Raw genomic sequence first — 14,353 nt, 5'->3', positions numbered from 1 at the left:
CACTTGATAGGATAACTGTCAATACAATCCAAGAAAAAATCGAACGTTGAAATTCAAAAACATCCTACCATTCGTATTCTCATTGAAATTCACAAACGGTAAGCGTTATCATTTTTAATCATTAAAGAAACCGACTAGAATCTTTCCTAATCGGTTTCTTTATCCCGCTATTTGCGGGCAGTAATACTCCCACCTCAAAATCAGCGAAAGCGTTGTCCAGGTCTGAACGTGCTTTCAAAGAAGTTGTGCGGGAGGTAAACTGCTGGCATGCGCCCGATCGGTGAGGGCTAATAATCAGTGGGAATGAAAAAACACTGATTAAAGTTTCACTTTATCACGAACTTTTCTCTTGAATATCCTTTATAAGCACTTCACGAGGCTTACTTCCTTCATACGGGCCAACAACACCATTCATCTCCATTGCATCGATTAACCTGGCTGCACGCGTATATCCAATACGAAACCTGCGCTGTAACATAGAGACTGATGCAGTTTGCATGTCTACAACGAGCTGCACCGCTTCATCATATAAATTATCCTCTACCGCTTGCACTGTTTCTTGTACATCTTGCGGAATCATATCCTCTTGATATTGCGCTTTTTGCTGCGCAACAACATACTCGACTACTTTCTCTACTTCATCATCTGATAAGAATGCACCTTGTACGCGAACTGGCTTAGAAGCACCAATTGGTACAAACAGCATATCACCTCGTCCTAATAATTTCTCTGCTCCCCCTGTATCAAGAATCGTTCTTGAATCAGTTTGAGAGGAAACCGCAAAAGCTATTCGCGATGGAATATTCGCTTTAATAACACCGGTAATAACATCTACAGATGGTCGCTGCGTTGCAATAATTAAATGAATACCAGCTGCACGTGCCATTTGTGCCAGACGCATAATCGCATCCTCTACATCAGAAGAAGCAACCATCATTAAATCTGCTAACTCGTCCACAATAACAACAATATACGGAAGTTCTGGTTGCTTCGCTTCGGATTGTTCATTATGTTGTTTAATGTATTCATTATACCCTTCAATATTCCGTGTTCCACTATGCGCAAACAATTCATAACGTCGTTCCATTTCATTGACAACCTTTTTTAATGCCTGTGACGCCTTTTTCGGGTCTGTCACAACAGGTGTTAATAAATGCGGAACACCATTGTATACATTTAATTCGACCATTTTGGGGTCAATCATCATGAGTTTCACTTCATGCGGTTTAGCGCGCATTAATATACTTGTAATAATTCCGTTTATACATACACTCTTTCCGCTACCAGTTGCCCCTGCTACAAGTAAATGGGGCATTTTATTTAGACGTGCTAAGACAGCTTCACCTGTAATATCGCGTCCAAGTCCAATTAATAACTTTTCTTCTGGATGATTATTTGCTTTCGAATCCAACACTTCTCTTAACGTAACCACTGCAACTTCTGAATTTGGCACTTCAATACCAACAGCTGATTTCCCTGGGATTGGTGCTTCAATTCGAATATCTTTCGCCGCTAAAGCTAGTGCTAAATCATCACTTAAACTAACAATTTTACTAACTTTAACCCCCATATCAGGATACACTTCATATTTTGTAACTGCTGGTCCTCTATGGACCTTTGTTACTTTCGCTTTCACACCGAAGCTTTGGAATGTTCGTTCCAATTTACGAGCATTTTCATAAATCGTTTCATTCTCATTTGTCACTTGCTTATTGTTCGGGAACTTTAATAGCTCTAAAGACGGCAACTTATAATCTTTATTTTCAACATCGGAAAAATGCATTGGCGGCGCTGTCGTCTCTCCGGCAAGTGATTCAACAATTTTTTCACCTTTTTTCCGCTTTTGCTTTTCTTCTTGCATAGGCAAAGCTTCTTCTTGAATCGCTTCAGGAATAAGGGATTCTTCACTTATTGGATCCGGCGTTGTATAGTTTTCAGTAAAATTCGATATAATCGGCGGCGCTATATCAACCTCTTCTGTACATTCTACTAACTCTGGTGCTTCTGACACATGACGCTCACTCCGCGTACGAGCAGTCTTTTTCTTTTCAGTTTTCTCGGCAGTTCGTTTTGATTGCCAATCTTTATAATCACCTTGCATCACTTGAAATTGCCGTCTCAGTATTCTTCCAATTGGTGCTAGTACTTCTCCTATATGTTTATTTGTAATACATAATACACCAAGTAAAATGAGAATCATTCCGATTATGTATGCGCCAACTTCATCAAATAAAAAATAACATGTCGCAAACATAATAGCCCCAACCATTCCCCCGCCTAAATGGACCGAGTCGACTCCTTTTTTCATTTCATGAAAGAACAAATCTTTTGTCGTTACAATAACAGATGTACTTTGTACTGCTCCATCTTTTGTTAAAAGGCTGACTAATGTAATATGACTAAACATCAATATAGCTAATACGATTAAATATAGACCAATCAATCGTTTGTTTAATAAATCCGGCCACTCTCGTTTTATAACAAACGCTACAGAAAGTGCAATAACCCCAAGTACTCCAAGTATGTACCATTCTCCAAAGAAAAAGCGAAAAAATAGCACGAATGCTTTTCCGACAACACCTAGTTGCATAATTGTAATGATAGAGAGCGCAAAAAGAGTCAAACCGACGATTTCGTAGTACAAAGTTGGCTTTATAGTACGTCTTGCTTTTGTTTTCGTCCCTATTTGCTTTTGTTTTGCCATTTCTTCACCTCAAATTCTCATTCAAAAATATAGCTTTCATAGAATCAGTATAGTCCCATTCAAAGAGGATTTTACAGGATAAACGCAAGAAAGCAGCCTGTACACACGGCTGCTTCACCCTCTTGTTTTTTATATTATACCATAGCTCATAAACAAAATCCTTCTTTTATGAAAAGGATATTTTCTGCCCAGGTTCATATTGTAAAAAATGCTCTGGATTTGTACTTAACACACGTATAACAGAATAGTTATTTTCATTCCCCATTTCCACAACCATATCAATACCATCTACATGTATAATTTTCTGCTTCGCAAATTCTGCATGATCTATTGGATACACGAGTTGCTCTGGCATAATCGTATATAAAATCATTGTAACAACGCCTTATCTTTTTTAGTTGATGTTTTCGCCTCAATTAATTCATTTAACTTTTTGATTGCTTGACCAATCCCTCCGACATCATCAATTAAACCATATTTCACCGCATCCATACCTACAACATTTGTACCAATATCTCGCGTTAAATTCCCTTTTGCAAACATTAACTCCTTAAAACGATCTTCTGTTACTTTGGAATTCTTTGTTACAAAACGAATGACACGCTCTTGCATTTTATCTAAATACTCAAATGTTTGCGGAACACCTATTACAAGACCTGTAAGACGAATAGGGTGGATTGTCATTGTTGCTGTTTCTGCAATGAATGAATAATCTGTTGATACCGCAATCGGCACACCAATAGAATGACCTCCGCCAAGAACAATTGATACAGTCGGTTTCGAAAGAGAAGCAATCATTTCAGAAATCGCAAGCCCAGCTTCTACATCCCCTCCAACTGTATTTAACAAAATTAATAACCCTTCAATTTTAGGATTTTGTTCAATTGCTACAATTTGCGGAATAACATGCTCATATTTCGTCGTTTTATTTTGTGGTGGCAATTGCACATGGCCTTCAATTTGCCCTACAATCGTTAAACAATGAATACGTGATTCATTTAATTGCGGGACATTCGTCTGGCCAAGCTGCTGAATTTTCTCTAATACAGAAGCTTCTTTCGTCTCTTCTTTTGTCACAGGCTCTTTCTCTTCATTTTTCATTTTATCACGCTCTATCATGTCGTATCCCCTTTCTCACGTATATAACTATTATTTCTTAAGTTATAAATTTCATTCGACAGAGGATAAAAGAAAAAGCTACCTATAAACAGGCAGCCATCTCTTATACTTCCATAATAATTGGTAAAATCATCGGTTTTCTCTTCGTTTTTTCAAATAAAAATTGTCCAAGTAGCTCACGAATATTTTGTTTTAACGTTGACCATTCAATTGAATACTCTTTAATAGATTGTTCTACAATTGTACGGACGATATCCGTTGATTTTTCAATCAACGCTTCAGATTCACGAACATAAACAAAGCCTCGCGAAATTATTTCTGGTCCAGAAATAATTTTTTTCTCATCTTTTCCAAGTGTCACAACAACGACTAAAATACCGTCTTGTGATAACATTTTTCGATCACGTAATACGATATTCCCAACATCACCAACGCCTAATCCATCAATCAATACATTTCCAGCCGGAACCTTCCCTGCTGGTTTCGCTTCACCATCTGTAAAGGAGATTACTTCACCTTTTTCTGTGATAAAAATACGATCTGATTGAATTCCAACATCTTGAGCTAAGCGGGCATGTGCCTTTTGCATACGAAATTCACCATGTACAGGCAAGAAATATTTCGGTTTCATTAAATTTAACATTAACTTCAATTCTTCTTGACTACCGTGCCCCGAAACATGAACTTTCTTTTCTCCATAATATACTACATCCGCACCTGCTCTAAATAGTAAATCAATTGTTCTTGAGACAGATGTTTCATTCCCTGGAATTGGGGATGCTGCAATAATGACTGTATCACCTTTACGAATTGAAATTTGTTTATGAGCTTGTCTAGCCATTCTAGAAAGGGCAGCCATTGGCTCACCTTGACTTCCAGTCGTTAAAATTGTCACCTTTTTCTCAGGATAATTATCAACATCCTGTAGTGAAATTAACATACCGTCTGGAATATTTAAATAACCTAAATTATATGCAATATCAACTACCTTTACCATACTTCGTCCAACTACCGCTACCTTACGACCAGTTTCATAAGCTGCATCAAAAACTTGTTGAATACGATGAACATTAGACGCAAATGAGGCTACAATAATACGACCTTCTGAGTTATAAAATACTTTGGAAATCTCTATACCAACTTCTCTCTCAGATCCTGTATAGCCAGGTCGCTCTGCATTAGTACTATCAGATAATAAGCAAAGCACACCTTCATTGCCGATTTGTGCCATTTTTCCAATATCTGCACCATTATTCCCAATAGGAGTTTGATCAAATTTAAAATCACCAGTATATACAATTGCCCCTTGTGAAGTATGGAAACAAACACCCACTGCGTCTGGAATACTGTGAGTTGTATTAAAGAAGGAAACCGTTGTTGTATCGAATTCTACAGTAGCATTAGAATCAATTGTTCTTAAATCAACACGGCCTAACATACCCGCTTCTCCTAATTTTTCTTTCACAAGACCGTGCGTCAGCTTCGTTCCATAAACTGGAATATCTAATTTCCTTAACACATAAACAATACCACCAATATGATCTTCATGACCATGTGTTAAAAATAGTCCTTTTACGCGCTCTTTATTTTCCACTAAATATGTGATATCTGGTATAACAATATCTATTCCAAACATCTCTTCTTCTGGAAACATAAGTCCTGCATCCACAATAAAAATTTCAGAATCAATTTCCACGCAGTACATATTCTTTCCAATTTCGCCCACTCCGCCGAGAGCGAATACTTTTACAGTATCTATCTCTTTCTTCTTCATGTTGTTGCCTGGTTTAAAAATAGTATAAAAACTGATCCCACTAACATTGTAGAGAAACCAGGGGAAACTCCACCATCATTTTTCAACATCTAAAACGAAGGTCTTATCACGTTTTTTGTTTTTAAACCAGGTCCCACCTCTCTTTCATTATATAGATCAAATGTTTTATGTAATTTCATACAAAATCCGATAACCCGTAAAGTTTTTCCATTTTTGCTAAGCATACCCGTACTAAGCTACTTAGCCATATTATAACTGATATAAGAAATAGAACACAAGTTAAATTATAAGAAAGCAAAGAGAAGAATATGTATAAGAGGATAAACTGGATTTATTTCACTACTACATGTAAGAAGCAAAGTGAGACATCTAGCAGTTGTAATTTTCTTCATCCCTATCTATATATGCAAGTTAAAATAACGCCATAAAACTCCTTTCCTTTTAGGTGAGCGAGGGCATCTAGCCATGCATAGAAAGCGATCAGGGCCTATTTCTGCCACATGCAAGGTTTAAAACAAAAGGAGAAAGTTAGTAGGGGCATGTTGTATTCTGCATAGCAGTAATTTAAAAAGAAAAACCAAGACGACTGTTTAGCCAACTAGACTAGGAGGTAGAGCTAGACAAAGATGTCAAAATACAAATGAATTCATATAGATTCTTCCCTTTTCTCTAATCCTTAATGTGTGGGACTTACTACCTGCAAATAGCGGGATAAAATACAAAAAGTGGCTTAGCACATATCACTAAGCCACTTGCTTATTAGCGAGGAATAGATTGGATAACTTCAAGTAATTGCGTTCTTTCTGCCTCGGTTAATGGTAGAAGAGGTAAACGAACAGAACCAACATCTAATCCTACGAATTGCAATGCCGTCTTCACAGGAGTTGGACTCGGTGCCATAAATAATGCATTTGTCACTCTAACTAACATTTGATGAAGCTTTTGTGCTGTTTTCATATCACCAGTTCGGAATGCTGCAATCATGTCTTGCATTTCATTACCAATAATATGAGAAGCAACAGAGACAATCCCTTTTGCGCCAATTGCCATCGCTGGCAATGTTAATCCATCATCACCACTGTATACAGCAAAATCATCATCAGTTTTTTCAATGATTTCTGTCATCGTTAATACGTCGCCGCCCGCATCCTTGATTGCAACAATGTTTGGAATTTGCGATAAACGAACAACTGTATCAACCGAAATCTGAACAATAGATCGACCTGGAACGTTGTATAACATGATCGGAAGTTTTGTATTTTCAGCAATTGTTTTAAAGTGCTGATACATTCCTTCTTGACTTGGTTTATTATAATATGGTGCAACTAACATAATCGCATCTACGCCTACTTCTTCCGCTTTTTTCGTAAGCTCCACAGAAGCATGCGTATTATTGCTGCCAGTTCCAGCTATGACAGGCACCCTGCTATCGACAACAGATACAACATGACGATATAACGCTACCTTTTCTTCAGATGTTAATGTAGGAGATTCACCTGTTGTTCCTCCTACAACAATTGACGTTGTCCCGTTATCAATCAAATAGTTTACCAATTTTGTTGTCTTTGCAAAATCGATGTTTCCATTTTTATCAAACGGTGTGACCATCGCTGTTGCAATTGTCCCAAAATCTCTCATGGTCTCACTCCTTATAATTCCAGTTGCTTTTCTTTTGAAAGCTCAAATGCACGATGAAGTGCATTTACAGCATCTACAAGTTTCTCTTCTTTCACAAGTACCCATATTGTTGTATGACTATCTGCTGATTGCAATATTTGAACGCCATTTTCAGCTAATGCCGTCACAATTTTCGCTGTAACACCTGGAACACCTGCGATACCTGCTCCAACAATAGATACTTTTGCACAGTGCTCCGTTACAATTGGATCATAACCAAGTTTATGAAGCACTTCAACCGCTCGATATGCAACATCATCACTCACTGTGTATGCTACACCCGTAGGAGAAATATTGATCAAATCTACGCTAATCTTTTCTTTAGCCATTTCTTTGAACACTTCTGTTTGTAAATCGTATGCTCCGTCCTTGGCCAACACTTTAATTTGCGTGACACTTGAAGAATGAGCAATACCAGTTACAGGACGCTCTTGTACGTCGCGTGCACCATCATATGCTGCAATTAAAGTTCCTTCGCTATCAGAATACGTAGAACGTACACGCAATGGTACTTTCGCATGCATCGCAATTTCAATCGCACGCGGATGAACAACCTTTGCACCTTGATATGCCATATTACAAATTTCATTGTATGTTACATTTTCAAGATGACGCGCATCTTTTACAATACGAGGATCGGCTGTCATCACACCTTCTACATCTGTAAAGATATCGATATATTTGGCATGAAGCGCAACACCTAATGCTGACGCTGATGTATCACTTCCACCGCGCCCAAGTGTTGTCGTATCGCCTTCTTTAGTTTGTCCTTGAAATCCTGTTACGACAATTACATCTACTTTTTCTAACTCTTTTCGAATACGTTCACAGTTCATTTCAATGATTTTAGCGTTTGTAAAATCATCATTTGTAATAAAACCAGCTTGCGCACCATTGAATGCTGCCGCTTTAATTTCATTTTCATTTAACATATTTGAAAACACAATTGCCGAAATTAACTCACCACAAGATAACAATAAATCTTGTTCACGTTTTGAAATAAATGATTGTTTTTCATTTACAAGGCCTAATAATGTATCAGTCGCATATGGCTCACCTTTGCGCCCCATCGCAGATACAACAACTACAATTTTATAGCCCTCTTTTAACGATTTTTTGATGTGGTGAAGGGCATGTTTCCGACCATTTTCATCACGTACAGATGTACCACCAAATTTTTGGACAATAATTTTCATTTTCGCACCTTCTTTTAGCCGTTTACACTAATTGTAATTTCACTAATCGTTCTGCAATTTGAACAGAGTTCCATGCAGCACCTTTTAATAAGTTATCAGATACGACCCAAAGATGGAATCCTTTATCATTGTTTAAATCTTTACGGATACGCCCAACGAATACTTCGTTTTTACCAACTGCAGTTGCTGGCATTGGGTATACTTGTTCTGCTGGATTATCTTGCAGAACAATTCCTTCTGCATTCGTTAGCAGATTACGCACATCTTCTACTGTTACACCTTCTTTTTCCACTTCAATGTAAACAGATTCAGAGTGACCAGATACAACTGGCAAGCGTACGCATGTAGCAGCTACTTCAAGATCTGGCATATGCATAATTTTCTTTGTTTCATTAATCATTTTCATTTCTTCAAATGTAAAGCCATTATCTTCAAACTTATCAATTTGCGGAATCGCATTAAATGCAATTGGATAATGCTTTTCATCACCTTTTACTGGTAAAACATTTGCTTTTGCTTCTTCACCGTTTAAAATGGCTTGTGATTGTTCATGTAGCTCTTCAATCGCAGCCGCTCCTGCTCCTGATACAGCTTGATATGTGGAAACGATTACTCGTTTTAAACCAAAGTTTTGACGAACTGGTTCAAGAGCAACTACCATTTGAATGGTAGAACAGTTTGGATTTGCAATAATTCCATTATGCTCTAATAAATCTTTTTCGTTTACTTCTGGTACAACAAGCGGAACATTTTCTGTCATACGAAATGCACTCGTATTATCAACAACGATTGCACCGCGTTTTGCTGCTTCTGGTGCTAATTGTTTCGATACAGATCCACCCGCACTGAAGAGTGCGATATCCACTCCTTCAAAACTTTCAGGAGTAGCCTCTTGTACCGTTACTTCTTCTCCCTTAAATAAAAGCGTTTTACCTGCAGAACGTTTAGATGAAAGTAACGATAGCTTTTCTATTGGAAAATTACGTTTCTCTAAAGTATTTAACATTTGTTCACCAACTGCGCCGGTTGCTCCAACTACAGCGACATGAAAAGATTTTTTCTTTTCCATCACTATGCCCCTTTCTAGGTACCAATCCTTCTATACTTAGAATAAAAAGGAGTAACAAATACTCCTTCTCATTCTTAATAGAATTAATTTTATCATATTCTGCGATAAGAATGATGGTTTCATGAAAAAAATTGTCTGTTTTTTGATTGTTAATTCATATACTTGAATTTTTCTACAACTACAGGTTGGAGTTGTTTCCCTTCTAGCGATTCAACAATTGTATCTTGTAATAATTCCATACGCGCTACCATAGAGTTCGGTTTATTATGCGGTGCATCTTGCCCAAATGGCACAAAATATATATTTTTTGTTGCCATAAGGCGCATCAAGTTCACACCATTTAACCCAAGAGCATCGTTCGTTGAAACTGCTAATACAACAGGCTTACCATTTCGCAAGGTAGCTTTAGCAGCCATTAATACAGGTGAATCTGTCATTGCATTCGCAAATTTACTCATCGTATTTCCTGTTAATGGTGCTATAACCATACAATCCAATGGAATTTTCGGACCTAGTGGTTCTGCCCCCACAATAGAATCAATTACTTTATAACCAGTTATCGATTCTATCTTCTCAATCCACTCTGCACCTTCACCAAATCTTGTGTTTGTCGTTTGTAATGTATATGATACAACAGGACGTACTTCCGCTCCATCCGCAACAAGTTTTTCTAAGTGTGGCATAACTTCTGCATACGTACAATGTGAGCCTGTTAATCCAAAGCCAATTCGTTTACCTTTCACACTCATTTTTTATTCTCCTTTCTTACGTCTACATCTGCTATTAATAAATTAGAAAGGACATTTGCGAGAATTTGTCCGGCTGTTTTCGGTGCAACAATCCCTGGAAGTCCAGGCGCTAACAAAGCCTTAATTCCTCGTTTTTCTGCATAGCGGAAGTCTGTCCCTCCAGGTTTAGAGGCTAAATCGATAATTAATGTATGAGCAGGCATTTTTGAAATTGCGCTTGCCGTTACAACAAGATGAGGGATTGTATTAATAACAATGTCAACATCGTGTACTTCTCGCTCTATATCTCGCATTTGAAATGGCGTGAATGTCATCTCAGTAATACGAGCAATATGTTCAGAACGTCGTGCACCTACTTTCACTTTCGCTCCTAATGACTGAAATGTTCTTGCTACACTCATTCCAGTTCTCCCAAAACCTAATACCATTACCGTAGACCCATGAATTGTATAATCGGTATGTTGAATAACCATCATAATAGTCCCTTCAACAGTTGGTATTGAGTTATAAATCGCTACATCATCACGATCAAACAATTTGACAAGTTTTCGATTCGTTGAAGAAGCAATTGTATCTAAGTAAGTGTTACTTATTCCTGAATATATCGTAAAATGGGCTGGTGTGTTTTCAATCTGTTCTTTTGTAATCATAACTTTTGCATTTGAAAAAATAGTATCAATCTTTCCATTCGCATCAGTTCCAGCTACCGGCAAAATAATGGCATCTAAAGTAGTAAAATCGAGATTTTGCATACTCTCTTTTGCTGATCCTGTAAATCCATGATCCAACTGATCAAAGCCTACTAATGAGAGTTTCGCATCAAGCTCAACTAGCTTACGAATGACTTCAAGCTGCCTTGCATCTCCTCCTATGACAGCGATATGAATATCAGTCAACATTCTTTTCTTCACCTTCTTTTTCTCTCATTATAAGAAAAGTGCCTACTTTTTCGTTTTCCTCCACATCATATGTAATGTACGAGTATAAGGTGATTGAAAACAACAAAGTAAGGATGATTTACACCTATAGGTTCTCATAATAAAAAAGATGACCGCAATGGTCATCTTTTAATTAGAATCTGAATAATTAACAAGATCAAAAATGATCATATCTTGCCCCACTTTTTTAATTCTACTCCACTCCACCTTGACTTCTTGTTGCCCTCGTTTAAATCCTCCCCATTTTCCAACTGGAATAATGAGCGCTTGAATCTTCCCATCTTTCTCATCAATCTCAAGATCGGCGTGCCCTAATACTCCCATTCGTTCCGCACGCTGTAAATCCACAATTTCTTTTCCACTTAGTTCACTTAATCGCATTCCATCCCCTCCTTATATATCATTTGGAATAGAAGATTTCTTTTATATTAAGTACCTATTCTAAACTTCAAAAAAAAATGCCTATATATAAGTTAAAAAAACGGCATAGAAACGGTCAGGTCCTTATCCTACCACATGCATGGTTTACAACAAGCAAAAACAAGGAACAGTTATGTTGCACTCTGCATAATACCAATTTATATACATAAATATTAAACCGAATATATAAATACAAATAAAAAACCGTTTCCTTAATAAGAAACGGTTTTTTATTTGTATTTATTTTTGACTTATCCCTTTTGGAAGCTCACCATTTGGGCTAATCAATGCTGCAGAAAACTCATCTGTAAACATATTACGAATTAATGTGTCTACATCTGTTTTTGTAACACTGTTTACACTTTCAATAATTTCATCTAAAGAGCGATGTTTTTTTAGAAGTAATTCATTTTTACCATTGCGGCTCATTCGACTATTTGTACTTTCTAAACTTAACATAAGATTTCCTTTTAGTTGCTCTTTACTATTAAGTAATTCTTTTTCTGTAATACCTGTATTTTTTAATGTATCAAGTGTTTGCTGAATTGTTTCGTACAACATATCGAGTTGTTGACTGCCCGTTCCTCCGTAAATTGTTAACATACCTGTATCTTCATAAGAAGAATGATAAGAAAATACAGAATATGCTAACCCGCGTTGCTCACGCACTTCTTGGAACAAACGACTACTCATACTGCCACCTAGAATATTATTCAATACAATCAGATTATAAACACTTTCATCACCCATCTGTAATCCTTTAAACCCTAGACATAAATGAGCTTGTTCTGTTTCTTTTTTGCGTGCTACTTTATTTGGATGGAAAATAGGATTATGTACTTGTTCACGATTTGTCGTTCCTTCATAACTTCCAAAATATTGTTCAACGTTTTGAACGAATGACTCATCAATGTTGCCAGCAATAGAGATAACGACATTTTCTGGCGTATAATGATCCTTCATATATTCACGAAGTGTATCACCAGTAAACGTTTCAAGCGTTTGTTCTGTTCCTAAAATAGGATATGCCAGCGGGTGCGTCTCATACGTCGCTTTCGTTAACATATCATGGACAATATCATCTGGCGTATCTTCATACATTTTAATTTCTTCAAACACAACATTTTTTTCTTTTTTCAATTCTTCTTCTACAAACGTTGAATTAAAGAACATATCCGCTAAAATATCAAGTGCATATTTCGCATGTTCATCTAACACTTTCGCATAGTAACATGTATATTCCTTTGATGTAAACGCATTAACTTGCCCGCCAATGCTGTCGAAGGATTCAGCGATTTCTCTAGCACTACGTGTTTTCGTTCCTTTGAAAAACATATGTTCTAAAAAGTGAGAAATTCCATTATTCTTTTCATTTTCATTTCGTGATCCTGCATGAATCCATACTCCAATTGCAACAGAACGTACTGTTGGAATATGTTCCATTACGATTCTTACTCCATTTTTACACGTATATTTTTTGATCAAAAGCCTTCCTCCTATTAACAATTTCTCTGTTAAAAAATTCTATTATATAATCATAACAAGTTTAAAGAAGAATGTCATGCAAATGTGTTTATTCAATACGCTTTTCATCTACTAAAGCAGATACGTTCCCTACAGTATATCCTTTTTCTTTTAGTTTTGAAATCAATGTATCAAGTGATTCTGCCGAAGAAGAAGTTGGATGCATTAAAATAATGGCTCCGGGATGCACTTTACTTAATACTCTCTGAAGTAACACGTGCGGTTCTGGATGCTTCCAATCAATTGTATCCACTGTCCACATTATCGTCCCCATTTGCAATTTTGCAGCAGTATGAACAACATCGTCACGAAAACTGCCACTTGGAGGTGCAAACCAACGCACTTTTTGATTCGTTGCCGCTTCAATGACTTGATTCGTTTTTTGTAATTGTTCTTGAATTGCAGAAAGCGATAACGTTTTCATATCAGGATGCGTATATGAATGATTTCCCACTTCCTGGTTAGCATCCGCAATCATTTTTGCAAACCGTAAATTTTCTTTCACCCATCTTCCCTCTAGAAAAAAAGTTGCTTTCACATTGTGCTTTTGCAGTATTTCTAACATCTTTGAAAGATATTCATTTCCCCAAGCAACATTAATGGTAAGTGCAATCATTTTTTTACTTGGATTTCCTCTATAAATAGGAGCAGGCGATAAGTCTGTTAAATGTACTTTGGGCGATACTTCTCGATATACCAATTGTTTCTCATCAAAACGCCCCTGTTTCTTCATGTTATCATAGGAAGCTCGGATATCTACTTCTTTACCATTATACCCCGGCGTCGCTTTCCACACCTTATCAATACATGCATTTTGCGGTGGAATCGCATACACTTTTGCTTTTTCTTCAATCTCTTCATACAAGCTGTCTTTTGCATATGATATATGCGAAACATGCATTGCAAAGAAGCATAGTATAACTATAAGTAAAATAATGCGAATTTTCATTAAGCACCCTCCAATAAAGTAAAACTCCCATCAGTCAAGGATCTTCCGTCCGCCGACTAATAGTTAGTCAGATTTCCCTTCTTTTCTTTTCATGTACACCTCGTCAAACGAAAGTAATAACAGTTTCTTTTCTTTTCATTTTTAATTTAAACGTTCTCATTAAAACTATACTCTGTTATATACAAAAAACCTTGAGATATATCCCAAGGTTTTTACATAATAAAAAAAGCTAAG

General features: G+C 36.9%; 12 protein-coding genes. All 12 read right to left on the bottom strand.

Translation table 11 applies throughout. The features are described 5' to 3' along the window. Positions 1-334: 334 nt before the first annotated feature. The 12 genes from BM211_RS01790 to BM211_RS01735 all read right to left on the bottom strand — a co-directional run bounded on the left by BM211_RS01790 (position 335) and on the right by BM211_RS01735 (position 14,119). On the bottom strand, positions 335-2,704 hold the full coding sequence (locus BM211_RS01790) for a DNA translocase FtsK (RefSeq protein WP_035428940.1): 2,370 nt from the start codon (positions 2,702-2,704) through the stop codon (positions 335-337). Positions 2,705-2,870: 166 nt separating this feature from the next. Then, positions 2,871-3,077 carry a YlzJ-like family protein gene (locus tag BM211_RS01785; RefSeq protein ID WP_035428942.1) on the bottom strand — a complete coding sequence of 69 codons (207 nt, stop codon included), beginning with the start codon at positions 3,075-3,077 and terminating at the stop codon, positions 2,871-2,873. Continuing rightward, entirely contained in the window at positions 3,074-3,823 is a 750-nt protein-coding gene (locus BM211_RS01780) for a ClpP family protease (RefSeq protein WP_035428943.1), read from the bottom strand. The genes BM211_RS01785 and BM211_RS01780 overlap by 4 nt, the downstream gene beginning before the upstream one ends. 103 nt (positions 3,824-3,926) lie before the next feature. Next, the gene (locus tag BM211_RS01775) at positions 3,927-5,597 is read right to left on the bottom strand and encodes a ribonuclease J (protein WP_090994717.1); all 1,671 of its coding nucleotides are present in this window, start codon (positions 5,595-5,597) and stop codon (positions 3,927-3,929) included. 759 nt (positions 5,598-6,356) lie between these two features. Beyond that, positions 6,357-7,235 (bottom strand): 4-hydroxy-tetrahydrodipicolinate synthase, encoded by an 879-nt coding sequence (gene dapA, locus BM211_RS01770; RefSeq protein WP_090994715.1) that lies wholly within the window; start codon positions 7,233-7,235, stop codon positions 6,357-6,359. Between the two features lie 11 nt (positions 7,236-7,246). Next, entirely contained in the window at positions 7,247-8,470 is a 1,224-nt protein-coding gene (dapG, locus tag BM211_RS01765) for an aspartate kinase (protein WP_090994711.1), read from the bottom strand. A gap of 22 nt (positions 8,471-8,492) precedes the next feature. Then, positions 8,493-9,539 carry an aspartate-semialdehyde dehydrogenase gene (asd, locus tag BM211_RS01760; RefSeq protein WP_035428948.1) on the bottom strand — a complete coding sequence of 349 codons (1,047 nt, stop codon included), beginning with the start codon at positions 9,537-9,539 and terminating at the stop codon, positions 8,493-8,495. Between the two features lie 149 nt (positions 9,540-9,688). Continuing rightward, positions 9,689-10,288: a dipicolinate synthase subunit B gene (dpaB, locus tag BM211_RS01755; RefSeq protein WP_035428949.1), complete on the bottom strand. Its 600-nt coding sequence runs from the start codon at positions 10,286-10,288 to the stop codon at positions 9,689-9,691. Continuing rightward, the gene (dpaA, locus tag BM211_RS01750; RefSeq protein ID WP_035428950.1) at positions 10,285-11,187 is read right to left on the bottom strand and encodes a dipicolinic acid synthetase subunit A; all 903 of its coding nucleotides are present in this window, start codon (positions 11,185-11,187) and stop codon (positions 10,285-10,287) included. The genes dpaB and dpaA overlap by 4 nt, the downstream gene beginning before the upstream one ends. A 168-nt stretch (positions 11,188-11,355) precedes the next feature. Next, positions 11,356-11,607, bottom strand: a complete 252-nt coding sequence (locus tag BM211_RS01745) for a YlmC/YmxH family sporulation protein (RefSeq protein WP_035428952.1) — start codon at positions 11,605-11,607, stop codon at positions 11,356-11,358. 279 nt (positions 11,608-11,886) lie between these two features. Then, the gene (locus BM211_RS01740) at positions 11,887-13,131 is read right to left on the bottom strand and encodes a M16 family metallopeptidase (protein WP_035428953.1); all 1,245 of its coding nucleotides are present in this window, start codon (positions 13,129-13,131) and stop codon (positions 11,887-11,889) included. An 88-nt stretch (positions 13,132-13,219) separates the two neighbouring features. Further along, entirely contained in the window at positions 13,220-14,119 is a 900-nt protein-coding gene (locus BM211_RS01735) for a polysaccharide deacetylase family protein (protein ID WP_035428954.1), read from the bottom strand. Positions 14,120-14,353 lie beyond the last annotated feature (234 nt).

The sequence above is a fragment of the Bacillus sp. 491mf genome (assembly GCF_900112415.1).
Lineage (GTDB): Bacteria > Bacillota > Bacilli > Bacillales > Bacillaceae_G > Bacillus_A.
The sequence above is the reverse complement of the archived record's forward strand: the minus strand, read 5'-3'. Positions and strand labels throughout refer to the sequence as shown.